The 26,576-nt window shown below is 59.3% G+C and carries 27 protein-coding genes and 1 tRNA gene; 15 read left to right on the forward strand and 13 right to left on the reverse strand.

From position 1 onward, the window contains the following. Window positions 1-3: 3 nt before the first annotated feature. The 8 genes from G5171_RS15105 to G5171_RS15140 all read right to left on the reverse strand — a co-directional run bounded on the left by G5171_RS15105 (window position 4) and on the right by G5171_RS15140 (window position 6,526). Complete coding sequence (locus G5171_RS15105) at window positions 4-852, reverse strand: HDOD domain-containing protein (protein WP_005342597.1); 849 nt, start codon at window positions 850-852, stop codon at window positions 4-6. Between the two features lie 70 nt (window positions 853-922). Beyond that, window positions 923-1,342 (reverse strand): META domain-containing protein, encoded by a 420-nt coding sequence (locus G5171_RS15110; protein WP_005342599.1) that lies wholly within the window; start codon window positions 1,340-1,342, stop codon window positions 923-925. A gap of 166 nt (window positions 1,343-1,508) precedes the next feature. Continuing rightward, complete coding sequence (yegD, locus tag G5171_RS15115; RefSeq protein ID WP_288729754.1) at window positions 1,509-2,870, reverse strand: molecular chaperone; 1,362 nt, start codon at window positions 2,868-2,870, stop codon at window positions 1,509-1,511. Between the two features lie 176 nt (window positions 2,871-3,046). Beyond that, window positions 3,047-4,036 (reverse strand): 2-hydroxyacid dehydrogenase, encoded by a 990-nt coding sequence (locus tag G5171_RS15120; protein ID WP_421251031.1) that lies wholly within the window; start codon window positions 4,034-4,036, stop codon window positions 3,047-3,049. A gap of 74 nt (window positions 4,037-4,110) precedes the next feature. Then, the gene (locus tag G5171_RS15125; RefSeq protein WP_421251032.1) at window positions 4,111-4,605 is read right to left on the reverse strand and encodes a CreA family protein; all 495 of its coding nucleotides are present in this window, start codon (window positions 4,603-4,605) and stop codon (window positions 4,111-4,113) included. 21 nt (window positions 4,606-4,626) lie between these two features. Next, on the reverse strand, window positions 4,627-5,073 hold the full coding sequence (locus G5171_RS15130; protein ID WP_421251033.1) for a DUF962 domain-containing protein: 447 nt from the start codon (window positions 5,071-5,073) through the stop codon (window positions 4,627-4,629). A gap of 62 nt (window positions 5,074-5,135) precedes the next feature. Continuing rightward, window positions 5,136-5,993, reverse strand: coding sequence for a hypothetical protein (locus G5171_RS15135; RefSeq protein WP_421213191.1), 858 nt, complete (start codon window positions 5,991-5,993; stop codon window positions 5,136-5,138). A 146-nt stretch (window positions 5,994-6,139) separates the two neighbouring features. Continuing rightward, complete coding sequence (locus G5171_RS15140; RefSeq protein ID WP_005342611.1) at window positions 6,140-6,526, reverse strand: TraR/DksA family transcriptional regulator; 387 nt, start codon at window positions 6,524-6,526, stop codon at window positions 6,140-6,142. 456 nt (window positions 6,527-6,982) lie between these two features. On the opposite strand from G5171_RS15140, the gene G5171_RS15145 reads away from it, so the two are divergent. The 9 genes from G5171_RS15145 (at window position 6,983) to G5171_RS15185 (ending at window position 16,274) form a co-directional block, all read left to right on the forward strand. Continuing rightward, window positions 6,983-8,314, forward strand: a complete 1,332-nt coding sequence (locus G5171_RS15145; RefSeq protein ID WP_005342613.1) for a glutamine synthetase family protein — start codon at window positions 6,983-6,985, stop codon at window positions 8,312-8,314. Between the two features lie 283 nt (window positions 8,315-8,597). Continuing rightward, on the forward strand, window positions 8,598-9,959 hold the full coding sequence (locus G5171_RS15150; protein WP_421251034.1) for an aspartate aminotransferase family protein: 1,362 nt from the start codon (window positions 8,598-8,600) through the stop codon (window positions 9,957-9,959). 53 nt (window positions 9,960-10,012) lie between these two features. Next, entirely contained in the window at window positions 10,013-11,110 is a 1,098-nt protein-coding gene (locus tag G5171_RS15155) for an extracellular solute-binding protein (protein ID WP_346202364.1), read from the forward strand. A 119-nt stretch (window positions 11,111-11,229) separates the two neighbouring features. Next, window positions 11,230-12,315, forward strand: coding sequence for a polyamine ABC transporter substrate-binding protein (locus tag G5171_RS15160; protein ID WP_005355476.1), 1,086 nt, complete (start codon window positions 11,230-11,232; stop codon window positions 12,313-12,315). A 78-nt stretch (window positions 12,316-12,393) separates the two neighbouring features. Further along, complete coding sequence (gene potA / locus G5171_RS15165) at window positions 12,394-13,548, forward strand: polyamine ABC transporter ATP-binding protein (RefSeq protein ID WP_005340704.1); 1,155 nt, start codon at window positions 12,394-12,396, stop codon at window positions 13,546-13,548. After that, entirely contained in the window at window positions 13,545-14,450 is a 906-nt protein-coding gene (locus G5171_RS15170; RefSeq protein ID WP_421251035.1) for an ABC transporter permease subunit, read from the forward strand. Before potA ends, G5171_RS15170 begins: the two co-directional genes overlap by 4 nt. Next, window positions 14,447-15,292, forward strand: coding sequence for an ABC transporter permease subunit (locus G5171_RS15175; RefSeq protein WP_374880156.1), 846 nt, complete (start codon window positions 14,447-14,449; stop codon window positions 15,290-15,292). Before G5171_RS15170 ends, G5171_RS15175 begins: the two co-directional genes overlap by 4 nt. 45 nt (window positions 15,293-15,337) lie before the next feature. Continuing rightward, entirely contained in the window at window positions 15,338-16,042 is a 705-nt protein-coding gene (locus G5171_RS15180) for an MOSC domain-containing protein (protein WP_421251036.1), read from the forward strand. Between the two features lie 155 nt (window positions 16,043-16,197). After that, window positions 16,198-16,274 (forward strand) — tRNA-Pro (locus G5171_RS15185). 259 nt (window positions 16,275-16,533) lie between these two features. Here the strand turns inward: G5171_RS15185 and G5171_RS15190 are convergent. Beyond that, the gene (locus tag G5171_RS15190; protein WP_421260390.1) at window positions 16,534-17,061 is read right to left on the reverse strand and encodes a hypothetical protein; all 528 of its coding nucleotides are present in this window, start codon (window positions 17,059-17,061) and stop codon (window positions 16,534-16,536) included. A 124-nt stretch (window positions 17,062-17,185) separates the two neighbouring features. After that, on the reverse strand, window positions 17,186-17,650 hold the full coding sequence (locus G5171_RS15195; protein ID WP_042054246.1) for a thioesterase family protein: 465 nt from the start codon (window positions 17,648-17,650) through the stop codon (window positions 17,186-17,188). Window positions 17,651-17,783: 133 nt separating this feature from the next. On the opposite strand from G5171_RS15195, the gene recQ reads away from it, so the two are divergent. Next, window positions 17,784-19,619: an ATP-dependent DNA helicase RecQ gene (recQ, locus tag G5171_RS15200; protein WP_005355462.1), complete on the forward strand. Its 1,836-nt coding sequence runs from the start codon at window positions 17,784-17,786 to the stop codon at window positions 19,617-19,619. A 67-nt stretch (window positions 19,620-19,686) separates the two neighbouring features. Here the strand turns inward: recQ and G5171_RS15205 are convergent, their stop codons facing one another. Next, entirely contained in the window at window positions 19,687-19,989 is a 303-nt protein-coding gene (locus G5171_RS15205; RefSeq protein ID WP_005340687.1) for a c-type cytochrome, read from the reverse strand. Window positions 19,990-20,094: 105 nt separating this feature from the next. Here G5171_RS15205 and G5171_RS15210 point away from each other — a divergent pair, with 105 nt between their 5' ends. The 3 genes from G5171_RS15210 to G5171_RS15220 all read left to right on the forward strand — a co-directional run bounded on the left by G5171_RS15210 (window position 20,095) and on the right by G5171_RS15220 (window position 22,654). Next, on the forward strand, window positions 20,095-21,522 hold the full coding sequence (locus G5171_RS15210) for a protein adenylyltransferase SelO (RefSeq protein ID WP_421251037.1): 1,428 nt from the start codon (window positions 20,095-20,097) through the stop codon (window positions 21,520-21,522). A 10-nt stretch (window positions 21,523-21,532) separates the two neighbouring features. Next, entirely contained in the window at window positions 21,533-21,820 is a 288-nt protein-coding gene (locus G5171_RS15215) for a DUF3630 family protein (RefSeq protein ID WP_203119861.1), read from the forward strand. A 159-nt stretch (window positions 21,821-21,979) separates the two neighbouring features. Further along, window positions 21,980-22,654, forward strand: a complete 675-nt coding sequence (locus G5171_RS15220; protein ID WP_005340680.1) for a 7-cyano-7-deazaguanine/7-aminomethyl-7-deazaguanine transporter — start codon at window positions 21,980-21,982, stop codon at window positions 22,652-22,654. Window positions 22,655-22,924: 270 nt separating this feature from the next. Here G5171_RS15220 and rraA read toward each other — a convergent pair whose 3' ends face one another. Beyond that, window positions 22,925-23,410, reverse strand: coding sequence for a ribonuclease E activity regulator RraA (gene rraA / locus G5171_RS15225; protein ID WP_005340678.1), 486 nt, complete (start codon window positions 23,408-23,410; stop codon window positions 22,925-22,927). Between the two features lie 146 nt (window positions 23,411-23,556). Here rraA and G5171_RS15230 point away from each other — a divergent pair, with 146 nt between their 5' ends. Further along, window positions 23,557-25,410, forward strand: coding sequence for a methyl-accepting chemotaxis protein (locus G5171_RS15230; RefSeq protein WP_421251038.1), 1,854 nt, complete (start codon window positions 23,557-23,559; stop codon window positions 25,408-25,410). Window positions 25,411-25,532: 122 nt separating this feature from the next. After that, the gene (locus G5171_RS15235; RefSeq protein ID WP_421251039.1) at window positions 25,533-26,183 is read left to right on the forward strand and encodes a chromophore lyase CpcT/CpeT; all 651 of its coding nucleotides are present in this window, start codon (window positions 25,533-25,535) and stop codon (window positions 26,181-26,183) included. Window positions 26,184-26,283: 100 nt separating this feature from the next. Here the strand turns inward: G5171_RS15235 and rpmE are convergent, their stop codons facing one another. Next, the gene (rpmE, locus tag G5171_RS15240) at window positions 26,284-26,499 is read right to left on the reverse strand and encodes a 50S ribosomal protein L31 (protein ID WP_005340673.1); all 216 of its coding nucleotides are present in this window, start codon (window positions 26,497-26,499) and stop codon (window positions 26,284-26,286) included. Window positions 26,500-26,576: the final 77 nt, after the last annotated feature.

A 26,576-nucleotide genomic window follows, 5' to 3' on the forward strand; every position in this document is an offset into this window, starting at 1 on the left:
TGCTTATTGAGTCAGAAGATCGGCAAGGGCATTACCCTGTTCATGCAGTGTTTCGAGCTGGCCTGCCAGCGACTTGGGATCCAGTCCCAACTGGTCGGCGAGCGGTTTCGGGAAGCGGGCGATGATGGCCTGGGCAGGCACGCCCGCGTTCCAGGCGAAGGAGATAAAGACCGCCAGACGGATCAGCACCGCCTCCTTGCTGACCGGATCGTGGGAGAGCGGGTCAAGCTGCTGGGAGATGGCATCGACGAAGGCCTCGGAGAGGTTCCAGCGCCGCGCCAGCTCGGCACCAAGCTGGGCATAGTCATAGCCCAGCATCTCGCGCTGGGCCTCGACCCGGCTGCTACCGTTCTGGATCGCCATGTTGATGAGCTCGGCCTCTTCCGGCAATGTGCTCTGGATAAGCAGCTCGCCGATGTTGTGGATCAACGCGCAGGTGAAGGCGGTCTCGGGGTCGAGCACCTTGGCCTCTTGGGCCAGGGTTCGGGCTATGGTGGCGACCTGGAAGGTCTCGGTCCAGAACTTGTTCTTGTCGAAGCTGGGCGGGGCCTTGAAGGTGCCGATGATGCCGGAGGCGACCACCACGGAGCGAAGCCGGTTGAAGCCGAGCCGGATCACCGCCTGTTCGATGGAGGTCACTTCGTTGCCCCGGCGCAGGGCAGCCGAGTTGGCCATCCGCAGCACCTTGACGCTGATCACCTGATCCATGGCGATCTTGGCCGCAATCTCGTCGATGCGGGCATTTTCGTCGTTGAAGCTCTGCATCAACTCGTGCAGCAGCTTGGGAATAGTGGGAAGTTGTTTGATCTTGTCAAACAGGCGATCCATCGACATGGCTGAGGCAGCCTCCATTGCGAACTCTGCCTCATATTGTGCCACAGCCGGACAACATGTTCCTGTTTGTGATGCGGCTTTGTGAGCGTTAGAACACCCAGTCGCGCAAGGTGTATTCCAAACGGTGCTTTTTGCCTTGCAGGATCAGGCTCTGGCTGGTGCCGCTCAAGGTCGCCCCCTCGGTAAGGGTGGTCAGTACGGCCTGTTCTATGGTGTCCAGCGGCGGCATACAGGCCATTTCAGTACTGCCCAGACTGGTGACCCACAGCTTGTCATCTTCCAGATGGCCCTGACCGAAATAGCGGTTGCAGCCAGCGATGCCGTTGACGGTGAAGTGTTCGCCGATCTCGAAATCGGGGGGATTATCGCGGGGGGCCTCGATCGGTTCGCCATCCAGTTTGCTCAGAACCCAGTGGTGGTGTTGCAGATCTTGCTGAACAAAGGCGGTCGAGCTGCAGCCAGCGAGTAGTAACAGGGGGATCAGCAACAAAAAGGGCAATCTGGGCATGAGGGGGGCTCCGGTTGGGGGAGCGTCAAGAATACCCTTTTTGGGCAGTCGGGAGCAGGGCGGGAGAGGGAGCGACCGACCGCTTCTGTCGCCCCTTGTCCCGCACGACTGTCGCTTAATGGCAACACCTTGGTTATGTTGCCATCGATTTACGCTATCTCAGGGCTCAGTTGGCAAACAACCGCTCGGCATAACGGGCAAGCCCCGCGGCCACCGAGCCGAAGTCATCGCCACCCTCAAGCGGGATGGTCGGCAGCTTCTGGCGGATAAAGCTGGCGATCAGCGGCGAGCGGGCACTACCGCCGGTGACGAAGATGCGATCCGGCTGCACACCGGCGGCGGCAATCGCTTCGTCCATCAGCTCGCCAATCTTCTCCAGCAGCAGGGCCGAGGCGTTGGCCAGCTGTTCGCGGGTCAGCTCCGCTTCCAGCCCTTTTTCCAGCTCGGCCAGCGACTGGCGATTGAGTTCCTGCTCCGAGAGGGCGATCTTGCCCTGCTCGGCACGCCACACCAGCTGGTGGCTCAGCTTGTGGGCCCGCAGGTTGGCCAGACGCCCCAGCTTGCTGCCGGGTTGGCTGTCGAGCTGCAGATCCTGCAGCTGGCGGGCGGTGTCGAGGCTGTAGAAACGGCTCTGGGCGCTGACGTCGTTGATGGCTGCCGCATCCCAGAACAGCGGGTGGGGCAGCGGCTTGCCGGTCTTGAGGGTTTCGTGCATGCCGAGCAGCGGCATCATCCCCTCCACCGTCAGGCGGATATCGAAGTCGTTGCCGCCGATCCGCTGGCCGCTGTGGCCGAGCAGATCGCCGCTGCGATCCAGCTGATCGCGGTAGCTGGGGCCCATCCGTAGCATGGAGCAGTCGGTGGTACCGCCGCCGATATCCACCACCAGTACCACGGCGTCTTCGGTGAGGCGCGCCTCGAATTCAAACCCGGCGGCCACCGGTTCATAGAGGAACTCCACTTGCTCGAAACCGGCCAGACGGGCCGCCTCGGTCAGGATGGCGATAGCTTGCTGGTTGCTCTCTTCCCCCGCCAGACCCTGGAAGTTGACCGGACGGCCGATCACCGCCTGGCGGATAGGGGCGCCGAGCTGTTGCTCCGCCTGCTGGCGAACGTGGAGCATCATGGCGCAGACGATATCTTCAAACAGGGCGATCTGGGGGGCCTTGAGGCCATAAGCGCCGAGGAAGGATTTCGGCGATTTGATGTAGTAGCCGTCGTCCGGCTCTTCCAGATAGCGCTCCAGCGCGGCACCGCCAAAGCTCAGCTCGTCGATCAGTCCCTCTTCGCGCATCTGGCGGCGAACCATCTGGGCACGGGTGACCACGGGGCCACGCAGCTTGAGGTACTCCGCCTGCTGGGCGGGGGCCAGCCCTTCGGCCAACAGACCGGCGATAGCATCCCGGTGGGGGGCATGCAGGGTGGAGGGGAGATAGCGGGATGCGCCAAGATTCAGCAGCCTGGGGCTACCTTGTTCCATCACGGCCACGGCACAGTTGGAGGTGCCGTAATCAAATCCGATAAACATGGGCGCCAGACTCCTGAATAAAAAAGGGGGGCTAGCCTACCCGAAGGCGCCGGGTCTCACAACCCGGCACCCGGGATATTGAGGGAGCAGGGGAAAATACACAGGGGGGAGTATGTCGGTGCGGAAAACAGAGGGAATGGCTCCCTCTGTTGTTCATGGCTACGGGGGCGAGAGGATTACTCCACTTCGTTGTCGCAGCGGCCCTGGCTCTCGATGGCGCGGATATTGCTGAGGGTGGTATCGGCGATGGCGTGCAGTGCCTCGCGGGTCAGGAATGCCTGATGGCCGGTGAACAGCACGTTGTGGCAGGCGGACAGACGGCGGAACACGTCATCGGTGATCACTTCGTTGGACTTATCGGAGAAGAAGAGATCCTCTTCCTCTTCGTAGACGTCTAGCCCCAGCGCGCCGATGCGGGAGGTCTTGAGCGCCTCGATGGCGGCGTTGGAGTCGAGCAGGCCACCACGACTGGTGTTGATGATCATCACCCCGTCCTTCATCTTGGCGAACGCCTCCTTGTTCAGCAGGTGGTAGTTCTCTTTGAACAGCGGGCAGTGCAGGCTGATGATGTCGGATTGGCGGAACAGGGTGTCGAGATCCACGTACTCGGCCCCCAGCTCGATGGCTGCCGGATTCTGGTACGGGTCGTTCACTAGCAGGCGAACCCCGAAGCCCTTTAGGATGCGCAGGGCGGCCAGACCGATCTTGCCAGTACCGATAACACCGACCGTCTTGCCATGCATGTTGAAGCCGACCAGCCCTTCCAGCGAGAAGTTGGCATCGCGGGTGCGCTGATAAGCCTTATGGATGCGGCGGTTGAGGCACATCATCATGCCGATGGCGTGCTCGGCGGTCGCCTCGGGGGAGTAGGCAGGCACCCGCACTACTTTCAGCCCCAGCTCTTTGGCGGCGGCCAGATCCACGTTGTTGTAACCGGCGCAGCGCAGGGCGATCACCCGGGTGCCGTTGGCAGCCAGTTCAGTCAATACCTCGCGATCGGCGTCGTCATTGACGAACAGACACACCACCGGGAAGCCGTGAGCCAGTCGGGCCGTTTTGGCCTCCAGCCGCACATCGAAAAACTCTAGGTCGAAACCGTACTGGCTGTTGGCCTGGTTGAAATGCTCTTTGTCATAGCTCTTGGTGCTGAATACGGCGACTTTCATGGTATGTGCTCCGTAGTATGTGTGTCGTCAAATTACAACAAAATGGGTCGGCCATCACCGGACAAACCGACTGGTTATTGTCCCCACGGCATGATGGGAACGGCGCTGACTGCACTCTTGTACGAACCATCCACCAGTTTGGTGCTGTAGGTCAGGTAAACCAGCGCATTGCGTTTCTTGTCGTAAAAACGCACCACTTTCTGCTCCTTGAACACCAGCGAGGTGCTGACATCGAACACCTCTTCCCCTGCCTTCAGCTTCTCGGGCAGGGTGATGGGGCCGATCTGGTGGCACGACAGGGAGGCGTGGGAGGGATCTTCCGCCAGTCCCAGCCCGCCCTTGACGCCACCGGTTTTGGGGCGAGCCAGATAGCAGGCGACGCCGTTAATGCGCGGGTCGTCGAACGCCTCGACCAGGATCTTGTGGTTCGGGCCAAACAGCTTGAAGGCAGTGCTCACTTCACCGACCGGGTCGGCCTTGTCGGCCAGCGCCGGGCCGGCAAACAGGGCTCCCAGCAGCAGGGGCAGGGCGCGGCGAAGGGTGTTATTGCTCGTGTGGCGATGTGTCATGGTCTCTCCTGTTGGTCCTCCTCAGTAGGGAAGGCGCACGTGACGATAGAGGCTGGCAAGCACCCAGGCGGGGCCGATCAGCAGAAATTGCAGGTCGGCGAGGAAGGAGGGGCGCTTGCCCTCGATCTTGTGGCCGACAAACTGGGCTATCCAGAGCAGCACGAACCCTGCCACTGCGGGCCACAGCAGCGGCCCCTGCCACTGGTGGCAGAGCCACAGTCCCAGCGCGGTCAGCCCGGTCATCCCCGCGAACAGCGAAAACGACAGCTGCAGATAGAACAGCAACACCGGAATGGCTGCCACTGCCGCCCAGTTGAGGGGCTCTGGCAAGGGGCCGTGTGGCAGACACCAGAGCAGTGCCAGCGAGCAGAGATAGATGCCCGGTACCGCCAGCTTGTGGATGGCGACGTTGACCGGATGGCGATAGCTCTGGCCGTACTCCTCAAACCACTCCCGGATTCCCTTCATGGCAACTCCCTGGCGTACTGTGCTCACGCAGCCCGACCCTCATGGTCAGGCGCTCGGGATGCTTATCCCTGCGGTGGATAATCCCAATATTGGGCCGGAATGGATTTTAGCAACGGGGTCATGTCCGGATTGGGCAGGGCGATGGTGACCCGTTGATCGAGGTTGGCGCTGGCAAGCGCTTCACGGATCTTGGGGTTTTCATGGAAGAACTTCATAAAGCTACCATCGGCATAGGCCCGCTCCAGCCCGGTCTGAATCGCTTTGGCCAGCTTGGGGTATTCGGGGCTGACGAAGAAGAACTGGGCGAAGGGGTAGCGGATCAGCAGGTGCTGCTCGATGGCGAGGTTGGGATACTGCGCCACCAGCTCGCTGCGCTCCGCGAAGATCTCCACCATGGCGCGCGGGAAAAAGTCCAGCTTGTCGCCGTCGTTGATGAGGCGAAACAGATTGCTGTAGCGACCGGAGTAGGTCGGGATGCCGGCATTTTCGAGCACCTTGTTGTCGGCCCAGCCGACCCCTTGCGCCGCTTTCATTTTTTTCAGGTCAGCCAGGGTATTGATTTGGTTGAATTTCTCCTGAGCATCGGCGTGGATGAAGGACAGCCGCAATCCTTCCAGCCCGCGAAACAGCGGAATGGGGATGGCAATCAGGGAGGATTCGAGTGCGCTGGAGGTGCCCATCCAGAAGACGTTGATGGTCTTGCCCTTGCTCAGCTGTTGCTGGAGGGTGAACTGGTTGAGGTCGAGTTCGACAGGCTGGATGCGAAAGGGTTGTCCGGAGCGGGTCAGCGCCAGTTCCAGCAGTTTGAGCTGGTACTCCTGATCAAGATTGTTGACTGGACGGCTGGGAACCTTGACCGTCAGAACCTGTGCTTGTGCCAGCAGTGGCAGGCACAAACACAGTTTGATGAGCCATTTCACTCTCTATTCTCCTGTAGATTCCGGAAGGTGTCCGGAGTCTAACAGAACTTGTCACCATCTTGCTGCGAGGCGTTGTGCAAGGTTTGAGCGCAGGCCCTGCCTTGGTGGCGTCTGTTGCACCAGAATGGCGACAGTTCTTCGAAGAATCAGGCGACGCGGCGGAACACGTGGGTATCGTTAAATTCCTTGGTGCTCTGGCATTCGACGCAGAAACGGGACTCGGGACGAGCTTGCAGCCGCTTGAGAGAGATCTCGTCACCGCAAGATTCACAGTAACCGAAATCTCCATCGTTCATTCGCTTCAATGCACCTCTCAGCTTGCGCAGGTGCAGCTTGTCGTGCTCGATGCGGTTCAGCTCCAGACGGCGGGCTTCCTCGATACTGGCACGGTCAATTTCATCGGCCATCTCGTTGGTGTCGGTGGCGATGGCCTGGCTGGCCTGGGAATTCAGGCGCTCTTCGAGCTCGGCGATCTGCTGCTCGATCTGCCCCTTGTAAAAGGCCAGTTGGTCTTCAGTCATGAAATCACACATACGATTTACTACCAGTCAGTTTACTAACCCAATGATCCCTGTTTATGGGGGCTGTCTGCCTACAGACCAAGCCCTTCTCGTCTGATTTGCACCGTTTCCATGCAAGAGAGTGCAAATCAGGGCGGGCCTTGTACCAAAAAAATGCAGCCAAGCAAAGCAAATAGGATAAGGATTGTGCGTCCTTGCAAAAAAATGGCCCCGTCAGAAGGAGATTCGCCCCTTTTTTATCCGTTATTGGCATTGGCCTTGCAGAGGGTTGATTGGCACGTCGAGTGTTTAGTATTTGGTGCCGACTTGGTCATTATATGCGCCGTTATTTATAGTTTTTTAAACACCATAGCTTGACATTACCCCTGATAGCGGGCTTTCATGGTGGTGCTGATTACAATTTGATAACAAGGGTGTTCCATATATTAGACACCCTTGCCAATGGCAACCGTAGAGTCGGGGTTTAACATGGACAGTATCAAGGGCTGGATGGAGAGCAATCGCATCACGGAAGTGGAGTGCCTCTTCCCTGATTTCACCGGTAACGCCCGGGGCAAGATCATCCCAGCCAACAAGTTTTTGCGAGAAGGGGGCATGCGTCTGCCCGAGGTGATCTTCACCCAGACTGTGACCGGCGAATATCCGGATGACGACAGCATGATCGATCCGCTGGAGCGGGACATGCAGCTCTATCCCGACCCCAACACCATTCGTTTTGTCCCCTGGGCGCTGGAGCCAACCGCTCAGGTTATCCACGACTGTTACGACGTCAACGGCAAGCTGATCGACATCGCGCCGCGCTCCGTGCTGCGTCGGGTTCTGTCATTTTACGAGGCGCAGGGCTGGAAGCCGGTGGTGGCTCCCGAGTTGGAGTTTTATCTGGTTACCCGCAACGAAGACCCAGACTATCCGCTGATGCCGCCGGTCGGTCGCAACGGCCGCCCTGAGACCGCCCGCCAGTCGTTCAGTATCGATGCGGTCAACGAATTCGACCCCATCTTCGAGGACATGTATGACTACTGTGAAGCGCAGGAGCTGGAGGTGGACACGCTGATCCACGAGTCGGGTGCTGCCCAGATGGAGATCAACTTCCTGCACGGAGATGCCATCGATCTGGCGGATCAGGTGTTCCTGTTCAAGCGCACCATGCGTGAGGCGGCTCATCGCCACGGTATTTATGCCACCTTTATGGCCAAACCGATGAGCAACGAGCCAGGCTCCGCCATGCACATCCACCAGAGTCTGGAAGATATGAATGGCCGCAACCTGTTTGGTACCCCGGATGGCGGCAACTCCGAACTCTTCATGCATTTCATCGCTGGTCTGCAGAAGTACACACCGGCGGTGACCGCCCTGCTGGCACCCAACGTCAACTCCTATCGCCGCCTCACCTTCGGCGAGAGTGCGCCACGCAACGTCCAGTGGGGTGTCGAGAACCGCACCTGTGGTCTGCGGGTCCCCTTCTCCGACCCGAGTGCCCGCAGGGTGGAGAACCGCTTCGCCGGTGCCGATGCCAACCCTTATCTTGCTCTGGCCGCCACCCTGGCGTGTGGCTACCTCGGCATGATGGAGAAGCTGGAGCCCATGCAGGAGATGAAATCCAGCGCCTACGATCTGCCCTACAGTCTGCCCCGTTCACTCGAAGAGGCGCTCAGCCATCTCGAACAGTGCGAGCCCATCAAGGAGATGCTGGGGGAGCGCTTCACCCGCGCCTTTGTCGCGGTCAAGCGCAAGGAGTACGAGACCTACTTCGGGGTGATCAGCCGCTGGGAGCGTGAGTTCCTGCTGCTGAACGTCTGACCCGGATGCGTGCCAGCCACGCATCGTCCGACCCGGGGAGGCTAGCTGCCTCCCCAGCCTGTACAACCGGTGAGACGGGATGGGGATGCCCTGCCCGCGACCGCTTGCGGGTGCAAGTGGTGGTCGCCGTCCCGGTTGAAGGGGACGACCATTTTTCGCTTTAGTAGAAGAAACCGGGGAGCAAGCCTTGCCGCAGACCGCCCGAGAGTGGCTGTGAGCATGTCGGACATTCCCCACTAATTGATAAAAATCCTGCCAAATCGAAGGAACCGAGGAGCAACAAATGCAGCATACCACCCGTGAGTGGCAGCAACTGGATGCCAGCCACCACCTGCACCCCTTTACCGACTTTCAGGCCCTGAACAAGAAGGGCTCGCGCATCATTACCAAAGCCAGCGGTGTCTATCTGGAAGACTCCGAGGGCAAACGCATTCTCGACGGCATGGCGGGCCTGTGGTGCGTCAATATGGGCTATGGCCGCCAGGAGCTGGTGGATGCCGCTACCCGCCAGATGCAGCAGTTGCCCTACTACAACCTCTTCTTCCAGACCGCTCACCCGCCGGTGATCGAGCTGGCGACCCTGCTGGCCGAGGTGACGCCAGCCCATCTCAACCACGTCTTCTTCACCGGCTCCGGCTCCGAGTGCAACGATACCGTGCTGCGGATGGTGCGCCACTACTGGGCCAGCAAGGGTCAGCCTGACAAACAGGTGATCATCAGCCGCCACAACGCCTATCACGGCTCCACCGTGGCGGGGGCGAGTCTGGGTGGCATGAAGGGGATGCATGCCCAGGGCGGCCTGCCCATTCCCGGCATAGTGCACATCGATCAGCCCTACCACTTCGGTGAGGGGCAGGGGATGAGTGCCCACGAGTTCGGGCTGGAGCGGGCCCGTCAGCTGGAGCAGAAGATTCTGGAGCTGGGGGTGGACAAGGTGGCTGCCTTTATCGGCGAGCCGATCCAGGGGGCGGGCGGCGTCATCATTCCGCCTGACAGCTACTGGCCGGAGATCCAGCGTATCTGCGATCACTACGGCATTCTGCTGATCGCTGACGAGGTGATCTGCGGCTTTGGCCGCACCGGCCACTGGTTTGCCAGCGAAGGGTTTGGCATCAAGCCGGACCTGATGTGTCTGGCCAAGGGGATCACCTCTGGCTATCTGCCACTTGGTGCCGTCATGGTAAGCGACCGGGTCGCCAAGGTACTGGTGGAGGAGGGGGGCGAGTTCAACCACGGCTTCACCTATTCGGGTCACCCGGTCTCTTGCGCCGTTGCGGTGGCCAATATCCAGCTTATGCAGAAAGAGAGCATAGTTAAGCGAGTGCATGATACTATCGGCCCCTATTTGCAGCGCCGCTGGGCGGAGCTGGCCGATCATCCTCTGGTGGGAGAAACCCGAGGCAAAGGATTGGTCGCCGCGCTGGAAATCGTTGAGGACAAGCAGACCAACCGGCGTTTCCCTGCTCAGGCAAATGCGGGGATGACTTGCCGGGAGTTCTGCTTTAACAATGGCTTGGTGATGAGGGCGGTAGGCGATACCATGATCATATCGCCCCCCTTGGTCATCACCGAGGAACAGGTTGATGAATTGGTCGATCTGGCCAGGCGCAGTCTGGATCTGACAGCCGCAAAGCTGAAGGGTTGAGGTGGGTCGGGCAGGTTGGCATGCGCATACAATTTGCTTAGGAGACAAGGATGATGTCTTTCAAAACAGGAGTGATCGCTGCCTCTGTGGCTCTGGTCATGGCAAGTGCCGGAGCAATGGCTGAAGAGAAGGTGCTGCACGTCTACAACTGGAGCGACTACATAGCGCCGGATACCCTGGATAACTTCCAGAAGGAGACGGGGATCAAGGTGGTCTATGACGTGTTCGACAGTAACGAGGTACTGGAAGCCAAGTTGCTGGCGGGTAGTTCGGGCTACGACATCGTGGTGCCATCCAACCCCTTCCTGGCCAAGCAGATCAAGGCGGGCGTGTTCCAGAAACTGGACAAGTCCAAGCTCTCCAACTGGCAAAATATGGATGTCGACCTGCTCAAGGCGCTCGAGCCGAGTGATCCGGGCAACCAGTACTCCATCCCCTATCTGTGGGGCACCATCGGCTATGCCTACAACGCCGAGAAGGTGAAAGCCGTGCTGGGGGCCGATGCCCCGGTCAACTCCTGGGATCTGGTGTTCAAGCCGGAGAACATGGCCAAGTTGAAAGAGTGTGGCGTCTCCTTCCTCGATTCACCGACCGAAATGCTGCCGGCTGCCCTGCAATATCTGGGCTTCAAACCGGATAGCCAGAAACCGGCCGACCTGAAGAAGGCTGAGGAGTTGTTCCTCTCCATCCGTCCCTATACCGCCTATTTCCACTCCTCCAAGTACATCTCGGATCTGGCCAACGGCAACCTCTGCGTCGCGGTCGGTTACTCCGGTGACTTGCAGCAGTCCAAGGCGCGGGCAGCCGAGGCCAAGAATGGCGTCGCGCTCACCTACACCATTCCGAAAGAGGGGGCGGGCAGCTTCTTTGACATGATCGCCATTCCGGCGGATGCCAAGAACGTCGAGGCGGCCCACACCTTCATCAACTACCTGATGAAGCCCGAGGTGATCGCCAATATCACCAACGTGGTGCAGTTCCCGAACGGCAACAAGGCGGCGACCCCGCTGGTGGATGAGGCGATCCGCACCGATCCGGGTATCTACCCCGATGCGGCAACCCTGCAGAAGATCTACACCTTCCCGGATCTGCCGGCCAAGGTGCAGCGTGTGATGACCCGCAGCTGGACCAAGATCAAGTCTGGCAAGTAAGTAACGAATGCCCCTCCCGGTCCGCAGTTCGGCCGGGAGGGTAGTGATGCCATCCATCCGGATGGGCCGCGCGAATGGATGCGCAGACGGTCAACCACTGAAACAGGAGAACTGACACCGTGAATACAACCAGATTGCTAACCATAGCGCTGACCATGGGATTGGCGAATGTGGCCCAGGCTGCCCCTGTGCTGCACTTCTACAACTGGTCTGACTATATCGGCGAGACTACCCTCAGCGATTTCCAGCAGGCGACCGGGATCAAGACCGTCTATGACGTGTTTGACTCCAACGAGACCCTGGAAGGCAAGTTGCTGACGGGGCGGACCGGTTACGATTTGGTGGTGCCCTCCAATAATTTTCTGGCCAAGCAGATCAAGGCGGGAGCCTTCCAGAAACTGGATAAATCCCTGCTGCCCAATCTGGCCAACCTGGATCCCGTGCTGCTCAAGCAGCTCGACAAGGTGGATCCGGGTCATCAGTACGCGGTGCCCTATCTGTGGGGGACCAACGGCATCGGCTACAACGTCGACAAAATCAAGGCGGTGCTGGGAGTCGACAAGATTGACTCCTGGGCCACCATCTTCGAACCGGAAAATATGGCGAAACTCTCTCGCTGCGGCGTCGCCTTCCTCGACTCTGCCGACGAGATGATCCCTGCTGCCCTCAACTACCTCGGGCTCGATCCCAACAGTCATGCGACGGGGGATATCAAGCAGGCCGAGGCGCTGCTGCTCAAGGTGCGGCCCTATGTGGCCTACTTCCACTCCTCCAAATACATCGGCGATCTCGCCAATGGCGACATCTGCGTGGCGGCCGGTTTTTCCGGCGACATCCTGCAAGCCGCTGCCCGCGCCGATGAAGCTGGCAAGGGGGTGAAAATTGCCTACAGCATTCCGAAAGAGGGGGGCAATCTCTGGTTCGACATGATGGCGATCCCGTCCGATGCCACCAATGTCAAAGAGGCGCACGCTCTCATCAACTACGTCCTGCAGCCCGAAGTGATCGCCAAGGTCAGCGACTATGTGGGCTACGCGAATCCCAACTCAAGGGCGGGCGAGTTTATGGATGAGGCGGTGCGCAACAATGAGGAGGTTTATCCCCCTCAAGCCGTGCTGGAGCGACTCTATGTGCAGGAAGCACATCCCCGCTCGGTGCAGCGTCTAATCACCCGGAGTTGGACCAAGATCAAGTCCGGTACCTAACCTTGGTGCCCGTTCGGGGGCGCCAAATCGCTTTTATGGATCGGCCGCAAGGCCGGTATCACGTTGGGGAGTTTGGTAATGGCGATAGCCTCCAGTGCCTACAAGAAAGCCCTCGAGGGCAGTCAGCAGCGCAAAGAAGTGCTGGTGAAAATTGATCGGGTAAGCAAGCAGTTCGACGAAACGCTGGCGGTCGATAACGTATCTCTCAATATTCACAAGGGGGAGATTTTCGCCCTGCTCGGTGGGTCCGGTTCCGGCAAATCGACCCTGCTGCGGATGTTGGCCGGTTTCGAGCGCCCGACCGAGGGGCGGCTGTTCCTCGACGGGGTCGACATCACCGACATGCCCCCCTATGAACGCCCCATCAACATGATGTTCCAGTCCTACGCCCTGTTCCCCCATATGACGGTGGCCCAGAACATCGCCTTTGGCCTCAAGCAGGATGGCCTGCCCAAGGCCGAGATCGATGCCCGCGTGGAGGAGATGCTCAAGCTGGTGCAGATGACCCAGTATGCCCGCCGCAAACCGCATCAGCTCTCCGGTGGCCAGCGCCAGCGGGTGGCGTTGGCTCGCTCGCTAGCCAAGCGTCCCAAGTTGCTGCTGCTGGATGAACCCATGGGGGCGCTCGACAAGAAGCTGCGTTCCAAGATGCAACTGGAGCTGGTGGAGATCATCGAGCGGGTCGGGGTTACCTGCGTCATGGTGACTCACGATCAGGAAGAGGCCATGACCATGGCGGAGCGGATCGCCATCATGCACCTCGGCTGCATCGAGCAGATCGGCAGCCCGATGGATATCTATGAGACCCCGGCCAGTCGGCTGGTGTGCGAGTTCATCGGCAACGTCAACCTGTTTGACGGCCTGCTGGTGGAGGATGAGCAGGACCACGCCACCATCGCCTGCGCCGATCTGGAGCAGCCCATCTATGTGGGCCACGGCATCAGCTCCCGCGCCGAAAACAAGAAGGTGACCTACGCCCTGCGGCCGGAAAAACTGCTGATGAGTCTGCAAAAGCCGGAGGAGATCGAGCACCCGGACTTCAACTGGACCAAGGGTGAGGTCTATGACATCGCTTATCTGGGCGGTCACTCGGTTTATCACATTCAGCTGCCCTCGGGCAAAATCGTTCAGGCTTTCATCGCCAATGCCGAACGCCACGGCAAGCGGCCAACCTGGGATGACCAGGTGTTCCTCTACTGGGAAGATGACAGCGGCGTGGTGCTGCAATCATGAAGTTCTTGCAACGACTGAAGCGGGTTGGGGGGCGCCGACTGGTGATCGGCATCCCCTTCTTCTGGCTGTTCCTCTTCTTCCTGCTGCCCTTCGTCATCGTGGTGAAGATCAGTTTTGCGGAAGCGGATGTGGCGATCCCGCCTTACACCGATGTGGTGAGCTGGGCCGACAGTCAGCTCACCATCCTGCTCAATATGGGCAACTACCTGCTGCTGCAGGAGGATGAGCTCTATATCGCGGCCTATCTGGGCTCCCTCAAGATGGCCTTCGTCAGCACTTTGCTCTGCCTGCTGATTGGCTATCCGATGGCCTACTCCATCGCTCGGGCCAACAAGGAGACCCAGACCGTTCTGCTGCTGCTGATCATGATGCCGACCTGGACCGCCATTCTGATCCGGGTCTATGCGTGGATGGGGATCCTCAGCAACAACGGCCTGCTCAACAGCGTCTTGCTGGGGATCGGGGTGATCGACGAACCGCTGCAGATCCTCAACACCAACCTGGCGGTCTATATCGGCATCGTTTACTCCTACCTGCCCTTCATGGTACTGCCGCTCTACGCCAATCTGGTCAAGCATGACCAGAGCCTGCTGGAGGCTGCTTCCGACCTGGGGGCCCGCAACCTGACCCGTTTCTGGCAGATTACGGTGCCGCTCTCCAAAAACGGCATTATCGCCGGCTGCATGCTGGTGTTCATTCCGGTGGTAGGGGAGTTCGTTATTCCGGAAATGCTGGGCGGCCCGGAGACCCTGATGATCGGCAAGGTGTTGTGGCAGGAGTTCTTCAACAACCGCGACTGGCCGGTTGCCTCTGCGCTGGCGGTAGTGATGCTGGCGGTGCTGATTATTCCGATCATCCTCTTCAACCGTAACCAGGCCAAAGAGCTGGAGGGCAAGGCATGATGAAGCGTTTCGGTTTTGCCAAACTGATGCTCTGGCTGGGGCTGCTGTTTATCTACCTGCCCATGATCATCATGGTGGTCTACTCCTTCAACGCCTCCAAGCTGGTGACGGTGTGGGGCGGTTGGTCACTCAAGTGGTACTTCGGCCTGCTCGACAACAAGCAGCTGATCGGGTCTGTGTTCCGTTCGCTGGAGATCGCCTTCTACACCGCGATCGCCGCGGTGGCGCTGGGGACGGTGGCAGCCTTCGTGCTGACCCGAATTCCCCACTTCCGTGGTCGCACCCTGTTCGGCGGCATGGTGACGGCGCCGCTGGTGATGCCCGAGGTGATTACCGGTCTGTCGCTGCTGCTGCTGTTCGTGGCGATGGCCCAGCTGGTGGGCTGGCCCGCCGAGCGGGGCATGCTGACCATCTGGATCGCCCACACCACCTTCTGTACCGCCTACGTGGCGATCGTGGTGTCGGCGCGGTTGCGGGAGCTGGATCTCTCCATCGAGGAGGCGGCGATGGATCTTGGCGCCAAGCCGTGGAAGGTGTTCTTCCTGATCACTATCCCGATGATCGCCCCCTCGCTGGCGGCAGGCGGCATGATGTCGTTCGCCCTGTCGCTGGATGATCTGGTGCTGGCGAGCTTCGTCTCCGGCCCGGGCTCGACCACCTTGCCGATGGAGGTCTTCTCGGCGGTGCGGCTAGGGGTGAAACCCGAGATAAACGCGGTGGCCAGCCTGATCCTGTTGTCGGTATCGCTCTTTACCTTCGGCAGCTGGTATCTGATGGCCAGGGCGGAGAAGCGCCGTCGTGCCGAGATCGCCATGACCACCCAGATGCAGGCCGTCGTCTGACGCCATGATAAGATCCGCCTACTCTCGTCAACCTGGAGGATGAGTATGCGGATCTCCCTTTTTAGCGGTCGTGGCACCGAGCTGGTGCCCGGCCTCACCAGCGCCATTCACAAGCAACCGATCTCTGCACCAGTTCGCTGTACCTTTGCGGGTCTGGAAGGGGATGAGCAGTGTGACCTGCGCCACCACGGTGGCCCGGATCGGGCGCTCCACTACTATCCTGCCGATCACTATCTCTGGTGGCAGACCTGGCAAACCGCACTGGGCTTGCCTGCGCCACGTACACCCTGGCAACCTGCCGCCTTTGGCGAGAACCTCTCCGGTATCGGGCTGACCGAGGCGCAAGCCTGCATTGGCGATGTCTATCGACTCGACGAGGCGCTGATCCAGATAAGTCAGCCAAGATCCCCCTGCTTCAAGCTCAACCAGCGCTTTGGCTATGGCCAGATGTCCCAGGTGATGCAACTGAATGGCCGTTGTGGCTGGCTGCTGCGGGTGCTGGAGGAGGGGATGGTGTCGCCGGAGTCGGCCATGGAGTTGGTGGACAGGCCTTACCCAGAGCTGACGGTGAAGCGTACGGCTGATATCCTGTTCAATCAGGTGCGCAATGAAGCTGATCTGCTGATGTTGCTGGAGAATCCGGCCCTCTCCCCCAACTGGCGCCAGCATGCAGCCGACTGGCTGGAGCATGGCACTGTGGCTGACTGGCAGCGCCGTCTGCTGGGGCCGGCATCCCTGCGCCTGGCCTGACGGCCGGTTGCCGGAATGTCACCAGCTGGCTGCAGTCCGGTAAACGGGTGAAAAGAGTGCTGAATAGTTGAGCGAACAGCACTTTTTTTCCTGCAAAATGCAAAAAAGGCTTGTGTCAGGTCTGGGCTTTCGGTAAATTCCCGTCCCGCAGACATCGGTGTGTAGCGCAGCTTGGTAGCGCACTTCGTTCGGGACGAAGGGGTCGGAGGTTCGAATCCTCTCACACCGACCAAATTTGAAAAGGCCGCTCAATAGAGCGGCCTTTTTGCATTTTCCTTCCAGTTACTCGGTTTTTCATTAGCTGCTGACCTGTTACCTGGCCAAGTGATCTGACTTGATGTATGCAGGGTCGAAGCAAGCCCACAGACATTAAAAGGGCCACCGCTCGGTGGCCCATCGGTGGAGTCTGATCCTGACTCCGGCACTCTAGATTGTGGCAATCTCGCTATGGGTCTTGTCTATGGTGCCCTCCTTGCGCGCCAGGCGCTTACTCAGATATGCCAGTGCTGATGCCGCAAAGCCTTGAAACTGTGTTGAGGCAGCAAGGCCGCGTGCTTGGGGTACTCACTAATGAAATGTTCTATTCCCTCCATCAGTTGTGCACGTAATGAAATAACGGGCTCATGCCAGGCTTGCAGGCATAGATGGCCGGGGATCAACTGCTCCTGATAATCTTCCAGCAGCTGTTCTGGCCAGGGTTCAATACCGGAATTGCGTTGCAGCAAATAGTGGGCGGCGGGGTCACGGGCATAAATGAACTGAATTTGGGCCAGATCGCGTTGGCATAGCGTTTGACTGTTGATATGACAGGTCAAATATTTTCCCGTTTTCAGATCCAGAAAGTGACCGCGTTGCCGACAGGGAACGATGCGATACCAAGGCAGGGGTGAGGAGAGAGAATACCCCTCAAGCTCCTGTTCCAACCAGTGGCGACACTCGGGTGTCTGCACCTCGTCGAGCATGGACTCGAGCTGTGTCAACAAGGCTCTGGATGGTTTGATGGCCAGTTTCGCACTCATCGCCTGCAATCCTCCCTCTGCACACAATCCCGACTATCAGTATGGACCTTGTTCGGCCAGAGGGGGTAAGGAATCTAATGATTAAAAGTGGATTAGCCGCGTGGTTTTTATGCACTAACTTGGTTCAACCCACCAGATAGGTACCGGTGCCGAAGGCGATGTGGGTGCCCTCTTCGTTGTGCAGCTCCATCCGGGCGACGGCCACCTTGCTGCCAGCCCGGATGATGTGGGCGGTGGCGATAAACTCGTTGCCGCGCCCTGGGCGCAGGTAATCCACCCGCAGATCTATGGTGCCGAGGCGGGCGAAGCGCTCCTTGAGATAGCTGGGGGAGAACTCCTCCAGCTCGTCGATGCAGGATGCGGCGACTATCATGCCGCCCGCCACATCCAGCAGCGTGGCGGTGACGCCGCCGTGCAGGATGTTGTGGAAGGGGTTGCCGATCAGCTTGTCGTCCATCTTGATGCGCAACTCCACCTTGTCGAAGTCGTAGTGGGTCACCTGCATGCCGATCAGCTTGTTGAACGGCATCTTCTCGGCAAACAGGTTGGCAATGCCACTGAGCGCCATCTTCTTGAGCATCTGTTTCATTCTCTGATCCCAATCCTTGTCATCAAAGCCGAGTAAAAACTCCAGCCAGTCTGCAACAGTTCCTTAACAGTCGCAATGGCAGGTTTATTGTGGGCGGCGGCTGCTTTAGAATGGCGACCCCAAAGGAGAGCCCATGACCGCGATTGCCGAAACCCTGCCAGATCCTCAGCCAGAGAGTCCGCTTGCCCTGCTGCAGGCGGTCTTCGGCTATCAGCAGTTTCGGCCGGGTCAGCTCGAAATCATCGAGCAGATCGTCGCGGGGCGCGATGCGCTGGTGCTCAAACCCACCGGTGGCGGCAAGTCGCTCTGCTACCAGATCCCGGCACTGCTGCGGCCAGGGCTCGGGGTGGTGGTCTCTCCCCTTATTTCGCTGATGAAGGATCAGGTCGACAGCCTGCGCGCCAACGGCGTAGCGGCGGTCTATATCAACTCGGCCCTGAGTCGGGAGGAGATGATCCAGAACTTCGCCGCCATGCGTCGCGGTGAGATCAAGCTGGTCTATGTCTCCCCCGAACGACTGTTGCAGCACGAGTTTATGGATCGGCTGGCCGAGCTGCCGCTCGGGCTGTTCGCCATCGACGAGGCGCACTGTGTCTCCCAGTGGGGCCACGATTTCCGGCCTGAGTATGCGGCGCTGGGGCGACTCAAGCAGTGGTTCCCGCAGGTGCCGGTGGTAGCGCTTACGGCCACCGCCGACGAGGCGACCCGCAGCGACATGCTGCACCGCCTAGAGCTGAACGATCCCTTCATCCACACCGCCAGCTTCGATCGTCCCAATATCCGCTACAGCCTGGTGGAGAAGTTCAAGGCGGCTGAGCAGCTGCTGCGCTACGTGCAGAGCCAGAAGGGCAACTGCGGCATCGTCTACTGCTCCAGCCGCAACCGGGTGGAGGAGGTGGCCGAGCGGCTATCCCGCCACGGCTGCAAGGCGGCGCCCTATCATGCGGGGCTGCCGCTTGAGCAGCGCCAGCAGACGCAGGATGCTTTCCTCAAGGATGACATCGAGATAGTGGTGGCGACGGTGGCGTTCGGTATGGGCATCGACAAGCCCAATGTGCGCTTCGTGGTGCACTACGACATTCCGAAGAACATCGAATCCTACTATCAGGAGACCGGTCGCGCCGGGCGCGATGGTACCCCCGCAGAGGCGCTGCTGCTCTACGATCCTGCCGACATCGGTCGGGTGCGCCGCCTGCTCGACAACATCGAGAATCCCCAGCAGTTGCAGGTGGAGCAGTACAAGCTCAACGTGATGGCGGCCTTTGCTGAGGCGCAGACCTGCCGCCGTCAGGTGCTGCTCAACTACTTCGGCGAGTACAACGACAAGCCGTGCGGCAACTGCGATATCTGTCTCGATCCGCCCAAGAGCTATGACGGCACCGAAGATGCCCAGAAAGCACTCTCCTGCGTTTGGCGGGTGGGGCAGAACTTCGGGGTGGGCTATGTGGTGGAGGTGCTGCGCGGTTCCCTCAACCAGCGCATCAAGGATCACGGCCATGACAAGCTCTCGACCTACGGCATCGGCAAGGATCAGAGCCATGAATACTGGATGAGCGTGATCCGCCAGCTGATCCACAAGGGGCTGCTGACCCAGAACATCACTCGCAATCTGGTGTTGCAGCTGACCGAAGCGGCCCGCCCTGTGCTGCGTGGTGATGTGAAGCTGGAGCTGGCGGTGCCCCGCCTGCAGCCTATCTCCAGCCGCAAGGAGAAGCGCAACGGCCTGCTCGATAACGCCAACTACGACAAACGGTTGTTCAAGGAGCTGCGAGGCCTGCGCAAGCAGATTGCCGAGGACGAAGAGGTGCCGCCCTACGTGGTGTTCAACGATGCGACCCTGGTTGAGATGGCTCAACTGATGCCGATGACTGAAGACGAGATGCTGGCCATCAACGGTGTCGGGCACCGCAAGCTGGAGCGCTTTGGCGAAGCTTTTATGGATCTGATCATCGACTACTGCCGGCGGTAGGGTCGATTAGGCTGCCTAATCGACCACGGTAAGCGCGGCTCGGAAGAACCAAGGGTTAGACGCGAGGTTATTTCAGGCTGGCGTAGAAGGCGGCCAGATTGTCGATATCCGCATCGGTCAGCGGCGCCATGAAGGGGTCCATCAAGGGCTCTTTGCGAGTGCCATCCTTGAACGCTTTCAACTGTTTCACCAGATAGGCGGCATTCTGACCCGCCAGATGGGGATAGTTGGGGATCATCGCCTTGCCTTCCACGCCGTGACAGGCGGCACAGACCGCCGCTTTGGCTTTGCCGGCTTCAATATCGGCAGCCTTGGCCTGATGACCCCACGCCAGTGCCAGCAAGGGCAGGGCATATACCCATTTTTGCATCTTCTTCTCCTTGAATTGAAAAATGATGGTTGCCAGTGAGCACAAGCATGGCTGACGGCAGTATAAAGAGTGACACGAGCATACGCAGGGACGAATGGCACAACCATGAAGCTGATCAACACTTTTGCGACCGAGTTGCCCTGGGCCTGTGAACCCGTGGTCCCCCAGCCGCTGCAGCAGCCCCGGTTGCTTCATCTCAACCGGGCTTTGCTGGATGAGTTGGGGCTGGGAGGCGTCAGCAAGGCTGACTGGATCGCCTGTTGTGGCGAGGGAAAAGTGCTGCCAGGCATGCAGCCGGTAGCGCAGGTCTATGCGGGCCATCAGTTCGGGGGTTATAGCCCCCGGCTTGGAGATGGTCGCGCGCTGCTGCTGGGTGAGCAGCTGGCGCCGGATGGGCAGCGCTGGGATCTGCACCTGAAGGGGGCAGGAAAGACGCCGTTTTCCCGTTTTGGTGACGGCCGCGCCGTGCTGCGCTCCAGCATCCGCGAATATCTCGCCTCCGAGGCGCTCCATGCTCTCGGCATCCCGACCACCCGTGCGCTGGTATTAGTGGGGAGTCAGGAGCCCGTTTATCGCGAACAGGTGGAGACGGGGGCGACCGTGCTGCGCACCGCCCCCAGCCACGTGCGATTCGGTCATATCGAGTATTTCGCCTGGAGCGGGCAGGGGGAGAAGATCCCGCTGGTTATCGATTATCTGCTGCGCCACCACTTCCCCGAACTGGAGAGTGGTGCCGAACTGTTTGCCGAAGTGGTGCGCCGCACCGCGCGGCTGATTGCCAAATGGCAGGCGGCGGGCTTCTGTCACGGGGTAATGAATACCGACAACATGTCGCTGCTCGGCCTGACGCTGGATTACGGCCCCTACGGCTTTATCGATGCCTACGTGCCGGACTTTGTCTGCAACCACTCGGATCCGGCGGGCCGCTACGCGCTGGATCAGCAGCCTGCGGTCGGTTACTGGAATCTGCAAAAACTGGCGCAGGCGCTGGCTGGCCATGTAGACGGTGATGCGCTGGCTGCTGCGTTGGCCCAGTACGAGCAGCAGCTGATGCTGCACTACTCCGAGCTGATGCGGGCCAAGCTCGGACTGGCAGTGTGGGAGGAGGATGACCCGGCGCTGTTCCGCGAGTTGTTCCGATTGCTGGCGGCCCACAAGGTGGATTACCACCTGTTCCTGCGCCGTCTCGGTGAGGTGACGCAAGAGGGGGCGTGGCCTGCGTCTCTGCTGGCCCTGTTGTCTGGACCAGGTGTTTGGCAGGCGTGGCTGGAGCGCTATCGGGCGCGGCTAATGCGCGAAGGCAGCGAGGATGCCGTGCGCAAGGTGCAGATGGATGCCATCAATCCCAAGTATGTGCTGCGCAATGCGCTGGCCCAGCAGGTGATAGACGCCGCCGACGCAGGGGATATGCAGCCGTTCGAGCGGCTGTTCGCCGCCTTGCAGCGTCCCTTTGATGAACAACCCGAATATGAGGATCTCGCCACCCCGACTCCGGCATGGTATTGCGGTGGTGAGCTCTCCTGCAGTAGCTGAGAGACAGGGAATGAGTTGGCAAATCAAACAGGTAGATAGCGAAGCTGGCGTAGTGACGCTGGATTGTCCGGCACTCGACTGGGACACGTTCCCGCTGTTGGCGCAGGCCTTGCTGCGAGAGTGGGAGCTGCAGCCGCTCGAGCAGGATGCGGGGGCCGACCGCCATAGCTGGTTGCTGGTGTTTGAAGGGAGCCAGTTTCGGTTGGAGTACGAACACTACAGCGGCTGCTGGCTGGAGGCGGTGCGCCCGGCGGATCGGGAGGCGCTGCTCTGGCTCGCCAGACAGCACAAGGTGTGACTATCGCCTGCAAGGCCTGCTCTGCCGCTGGCCAACCTGGACAAGCGTAATCGCATAAAGATTGAACTATCGGTTTGGGGGCGTATAATCTCGCCCCTCGATTATCGCCAATGGTGGCGATATGGGTTCCCTAACCCCATTAACCAAAAAGGTCACAAGATGAATTTGACCCCTGCGCAGTACCAAACGGCGCTCGTTCGCCTGTCGTTGTTCCACATCCTGATCATTGCCAGCAGCAACTATCTGGTGCAGCTGCCGATCACCGTGTTTGGCTTCCATACCACCTGGGGTGCGTTCAGCTTCCCGTTTATCTTCCTGGCGACCGACCTGACAGTGCGGATCTTCGGTGCCGGTTTGGCACGCAAGATTATCCAGACCGTGATGCTGCCAGCGCTAGCGGTCTCCTATGCGCTCTCCGTGCTCTTCTTCGAAGGGAGCTTCCAGGGCGTTGGTCATCTGGCCGAGTTCAACCTGTTCGTAGCGCGTATCGCGCTGGCCAGCTTTATGGCCTATCTGGTAGGGCAGTTCATGGATGTGGTGGTGTTCAACCGCCTGCGTCTGCTCAAGCAGTGGTGGATTGCACCTGCGGCCTCCACCCTATTCGGTAATCTGGTCGATACCATCGCTTTCTTCAGTGTGGCCTTCTGGCGCACCACAGATCCTTTCATGGCAGAGCACTGGGTCGAGATCGCAACCGTCGATTACGTATTCAAGTTGCTGATAAGCCTTGGTTTGTTCGTGCCGCTCTACGGTGTCTTGTTGCGCTACCTCAGCCGCAAGCTGGTGGGCGAGGCCGGATTATCCAGCCTGCAAACGGCCACCCGGCAAGCCTGACCAGATTGACCACCCTTCGCGGTGGTCAATTTTTTTGCACTTTCTGCAAATAGCGCTTGCCTAGTTAAATGAGAATGATTATTGTTAACTTGTTTTCCGGGAAAGACTTCATTCGTTCCAACGTGATGGACTTCTTGTGAAGGCACGACATTGCTCACATTGCTTCCAGTTAAGGGCCAGTTTATCTGGCCCTCTTTTTTTGTCATTTTTCAGCAAGTTGCAGGCATAAAAAACGGGAGCCAAGGCTCCCGTCGTCACGCTGTCTGTGGCTTACTCGATATCGAGTGCCTCGGGGGAGAGGATCACCCCTGTGGTATCGGCGTAGAGGTGGTCGTCAGGCAGGAAGGTCACGCCACCGAAGTTGACCGGCAGATCGGTCTCCCCTACATCCTTGCTGTCGGCACCGACCGGAATGGCTGCCAGTGCCTGAATACCGATATCCAGATCTTCCAGAATATCGACTTCGCGGACGCAGCCGTAGCAGACAATCCCTTCCCAATCGTTCTCGGCCGCCGTGGTGGCGATGTCGCTGTCGATCAGAGCTCGGCGCATGGAGCCACCGCCATCGATCAGCAAGACGCGTCCCAGCCCGTTCTCTTTGACGAGTTCACGGATAAGACCATTCGATTCGAAGCATTTGACGGTGGTGATGACGCCGCCGAAAGAGGCGCGGCCGCCGAAGGAGCAGAGCATGGGTTCAAGCACATCCACCATGTCCTGATAGATGTCGCACAGTTCAGAAGTATTGTATTCCATAGTGTCAAATCCACGGCTGGAAACAGGTGCAACCAGTATAAGGAGTGGGTGTGGCATTTCAATGAATATTCCTTGCACAGATCACCTGTCGCCGCTTTTCTGCATAAGCTCAATGCAGTTCACTGCCAGTTTGCGAGAGGTCCATCGTGCTTATCCGTCATAAGTTGATCCTGAATACCGTGCTGGTTGCCGTTGCCATGCTGGTACTGAGCGGCCTGTTTATCTACTCCAGCCAGGTACACCGTCACCTGACCGAAGCCCAGCGCAATATCGACCAGCTGGAGATCGCCATGCTCAACTTGCGCCGGGCCGAGAAGGATTTTCTGATCCGCAAGGATATGACCTTCGTCGAGCGCTTCAATCAGGGGCTGTCAGATTTTCACCAGCACAATCGGGAGCTGGTGACCGATGACAATCTGGCGGCCGTCGAGGGGGAGCTGACCAGACTGGATCAGCAGATCAGCGGTTATGGCAAAGCCTTCAACGATCTGGTGGCCCAGCAGCAGAAGATTGGTCTGGGGCCGGAGGAGGGGCTCTATGGCAAGCTGCGGGCGGCGGTGCATGAGGTGGAGAATGGGCTCAAGCAGCTGGATCAGCAGGGGTTGCTCATCACCATGTTGCAGTTGAGGCGGGCGGAGAAGGACTTCATGCTGCGCTCCGACATCCAGTATCTGGAGCGTTTCGAGACCTTGCACAAGAGTTTTCAGGATAGCCTTGCCACTTTGCCGGAGGCGGATCGCGGCAAGCTGGAGCAGGCCAGCAAGCAGTACCGGCAGGACTTTGTGGCGTTGGTGCAGGGGATGCAGGTACTGGGGCTGAAAGAGGATGAAGGGCTGCGCAACCAGATGCGGGATCTGGTGCATCAGACCGAACAGGGGTTTGCCGCCGTCGATCAGCACATTGTCGCTGAGCTGGAGCGGCAGAGCGCTCGCCTCAACAGCCTGATGCTGGTCTGTGGCGGGGTGATTGTTGTGCTGATCGGCATCATGAGCGTGTTGCTGGGGCGCAGCATCGACCGTCCCATTACTCAGGTGAATGACACCGTCAACCGTATTCGTCAGGATAATGACCTGCGCCTGAAGATAGATCTGCGCGGGGCAGATGAAATGGCCCAGCTGGCAGGCAATCTCGACGTGATGCTGGGTGGGTTTCGCGATCTGATCGGCGATGTGAAGCAGAGCGTGCACACCCTGACTGAAGCGGCGGATCACCTCTCGGCCAACGTCAAGCGCACCAGTGAAGGGGCGGCGCGCCAGCTGCAGGAGACTGATATGGTGGCGACCGCGTCCACCGAGATGGGCTCCACCATCGAAGAGATCGCCCGCAACACCGAGCAGGCGGCCAACAATGCGCAGGCGACCAACAACAAGGCGATGGAGGGGCGGACTGCGGTCGAGAACACTGTCGAGCAGATCCGCTCGCTGGCGGACAATCTGGAGAGCTCATCCCGCGAGGTGAGCCAGCTGCAAAAAGAGAGCGAGACCATCGGCTCCGTGCTTGACGTGATCCGTGGTATTGCCGAGCAGACCAACCTGCTGGCCCTCAACGCAGCCATCGAAGCAGCCAGGGCAGGGGATCAGGGGCGCGGCTTTGCGGTAGTGGCCGATGAGGTGCGCAATCTGGCCATCCGTACCCAAAAATCGACCCAGGAGATCGCCGGCATCATCAGCTCGCTGCAGAAACAGACCGGCAGCATCGTCGAGGTAATGGCGACCTGCCGCGAGCAGGGTAACCGCAGTTCGGATCAGGCCAGTACCGCAGGGGAGTTGCTAGGGCAGATCACTCAGGATGTTACCCACATCATGGATATGAGCACCCAGATTGCGGCAGCCATCGAACAGCAGAGTCTGGTGGCCAACGAGGTGAACCGCAACGTCAACAACATCCGCGACATCGCCCAGGAGTCGAGCATCATGGCGGAGGAAAATGCGAGATCCAGCGAGGGCCTCAACGAGCAGGCCCAGCTGCTCAACAAGGCGGTGGCAAAATATCGGGTTTAGTGAGCAGACTGGCATCCTTGTGAGGTTTTTGCACCAGAGTGGCAATGATTTGATCGTAATGGCTGTTATTGGGGTAATTCGCTCATATAATCGCCGCCACTATGATGATTCGGAAGGATTCGATGGCAAAGTTGTTGGTGGCCGTATTCGGGCTGCTCTGTTCCTGTCTGGTGTTGGCAGGTTCGGCGCCCCAGGCTACCCCACTCAAGCCCGGTATGGAGCCGCTACTCAGCTGGTTCAACGGGGCCTTTACGAGCCGGGAGCAGGCCAGTTACGACAGTCGCTTTACCAGTGCCGAGCTGCGCCTGATGGAGATCTGGTCCGGCTATCAGGGCTATCGCTGGGTCTATGCCGAGCAGTATCTGAGCATGCGCTCCATCCGCCCCTTTCGCCAGCGTATTTATCGCTTCTCACCCGCCCCTGACGGGCGGATCCTGATGGCAGAGCTGACCATGCCCCGAGCCACCGATTTTGCCGGTGCCTGGCATGATCCCGCCCTGCTCGACAGCCTGACCCCGCAGCAGCTCTCCTTGCGCCACGGTTGCGAGATCTGGTTGACCCGTACCCCCTCCGGCGAATATGCCGGTCACACCCGGGTGGGCCACTGCTCCACCGATTTTGGCGGTGCCACGACGCTGGTGCAGCATATCTGGATTGGCCCCGATAGCGTCAGATTGCTGGATCGCGCCTATGACAACGCAGGGAGTCCGCGTTGGGGCAGCCCGGGTGAGGGCTATGTCTATTTGCGTCGTTCCAAAGGATTTGGCCAGTAGGGGCGAGTGCGTCTGGCTGCGGGAACATGAAGGATGAAAAACAGGGATCGTAAAAAAGGCGCCCGATGGGCGCCTTTTTCAGAATTCTTCAGAAGTAAAATTACTTCTTGGTGGTCATCGCACCGAAACGCTTGTTGAACTTGTCTACGCGGCCGCCGCTAGAAACTTCTTTCTGCTTGCCGGTGTAGAACGGGTGGCACTCGGAGCACACGTCCAGGTTCAGATCTTTACCGATGGTAGAGAAAGTGTTGATGACGTTACCGCAAGAGCACTTGGCGGTGATGGCTACGTAGTCAGGATGGATACCAGCTTTCATGGACAACCTCAATTAATAGGCCGTGTCGCCATCCGATCTCTTGTCGGACACCACACGATTGTTGAACACAGTTTCAA

The organism is Aeromonas sp. 600774 (assembly GCF_049175075.1).
In the GTDB taxonomy this organism is placed as follows: Bacteria; Pseudomonadota; Gammaproteobacteria; order Enterobacterales; family Aeromonadaceae; genus Aeromonas; species Aeromonas veronii_A.

Coding starts and splice junctions, on each gene's coding strand:
- G5171_RS15105 (WP_005342597.1), bottom strand. CDS start 852: ATGGAGGCTGCCTCAGCCATGTCGATGGATCGCCTGTTTGACAAGATC.
- G5171_RS15110 (WP_005342599.1), bottom strand. CDS start 1,342: ATGCCCAGATTGCCCTTTTTGTTGCTGATCCCCCTGTTACTACTCGCT.
- yegD (WP_288729754.1), bottom strand. CDS start 2,870: ATGTTTATCGGATTTGATTACGGCACCTCCAACTGTGCCGTGGCCGTG.
- G5171_RS15120 (WP_421251031.1), bottom strand. CDS start 4,036: ATGAAAGTCGCCGTATTCAGCACCAAGAGCTATGACAAAGAGCATTTC.
- G5171_RS15125 (WP_421251032.1), bottom strand. CDS start 4,605: ATGACACATCGCCACACGAGCAATAACACCCTTCGCCGCGCCCTGCCC.
- G5171_RS15130 (WP_421251033.1), bottom strand. CDS start 5,073: ATGAAGGGAATCCGGGAGTGGTTTGAGGAGTACGGCCAGAGCTATCGC.
- G5171_RS15140 (WP_005342611.1), bottom strand. CDS start 6,526: ATGTGTGATTTCATGACTGAAGACCAACTGGCCTTTTACAAGGGGCAG.
- G5171_RS15145 (WP_005342613.1), top strand. CDS start 6,983: ATGGACAGTATCAAGGGCTGGATGGAGAGCAATCGCATCACGGAAGTG.
- G5171_RS15150 (WP_421251034.1), top strand. CDS start 8,598: ATGCAGCATACCACCCGTGAGTGGCAGCAACTGGATGCCAGCCACCAC.
- G5171_RS15155 (WP_346202364.1), top strand. CDS start 10,013: ATGTCTTTCAAAACAGGAGTGATCGCTGCCTCTGTGGCTCTGGTCATG.
- potA (WP_005340704.1), top strand. CDS start 12,394: ATGGCGATAGCCTCCAGTGCCTACAAGAAAGCCCTCGAGGGCAGTCAG.
- G5171_RS15170 (WP_421251035.1), top strand. CDS start 13,545: ATGAAGTTCTTGCAACGACTGAAGCGGGTTGGGGGGCGCCGACTGGTG.
- G5171_RS15175 (WP_374880156.1), top strand. CDS start 14,447: ATGATGAAGCGTTTCGGTTTTGCCAAACTGATGCTCTGGCTGGGGCTG.
- G5171_RS15180 (WP_421251036.1), top strand. CDS start 15,338: ATGCGGATCTCCCTTTTTAGCGGTCGTGGCACCGAGCTGGTGCCCGGC.
- G5171_RS15190 (WP_421260390.1), bottom strand. CDS start 17,061: ATGAGTGCGAAACTGGCCATCAAACCATCCAGAGCCTTGTTGACACAG.
- G5171_RS15195 (WP_042054246.1), bottom strand. CDS start 17,650: ATGAAACAGATGCTCAAGAAGATGGCGCTCAGTGGCATTGCCAACCTG.
- recQ (WP_005355462.1), top strand. CDS start 17,784: ATGACCGCGATTGCCGAAACCCTGCCAGATCCTCAGCCAGAGAGTCCG.
- G5171_RS15205 (WP_005340687.1), bottom strand. CDS start 19,989: ATGCAAAAATGGGTATATGCCCTGCCCTTGCTGGCACTGGCGTGGGGT.
- G5171_RS15210 (WP_421251037.1), top strand. CDS start 20,095: ATGAAGCTGATCAACACTTTTGCGACCGAGTTGCCCTGGGCCTGTGAA.
- G5171_RS15215 (WP_203119861.1), top strand. CDS start 21,533: ATGAGTTGGCAAATCAAACAGGTAGATAGCGAAGCTGGCGTAGTGACG.
- G5171_RS15220 (WP_005340680.1), top strand. CDS start 21,980: ATGAATTTGACCCCTGCGCAGTACCAAACGGCGCTCGTTCGCCTGTCG.
- rraA (WP_005340678.1), bottom strand. CDS start 23,410: ATGGAATACAATACTTCTGAACTGTGCGACATCTATCAGGACATGGTG.
- G5171_RS15235 (WP_421251039.1), top strand. CDS start 25,533: ATGGCAAAGTTGTTGGTGGCCGTATTCGGGCTGCTCTGTTCCTGTCTG.
- rpmE (WP_005340673.1), bottom strand. CDS start 26,499: ATGAAAGCTGGTATCCATCCTGACTACGTAGCCATCACCGCCAAGTGC.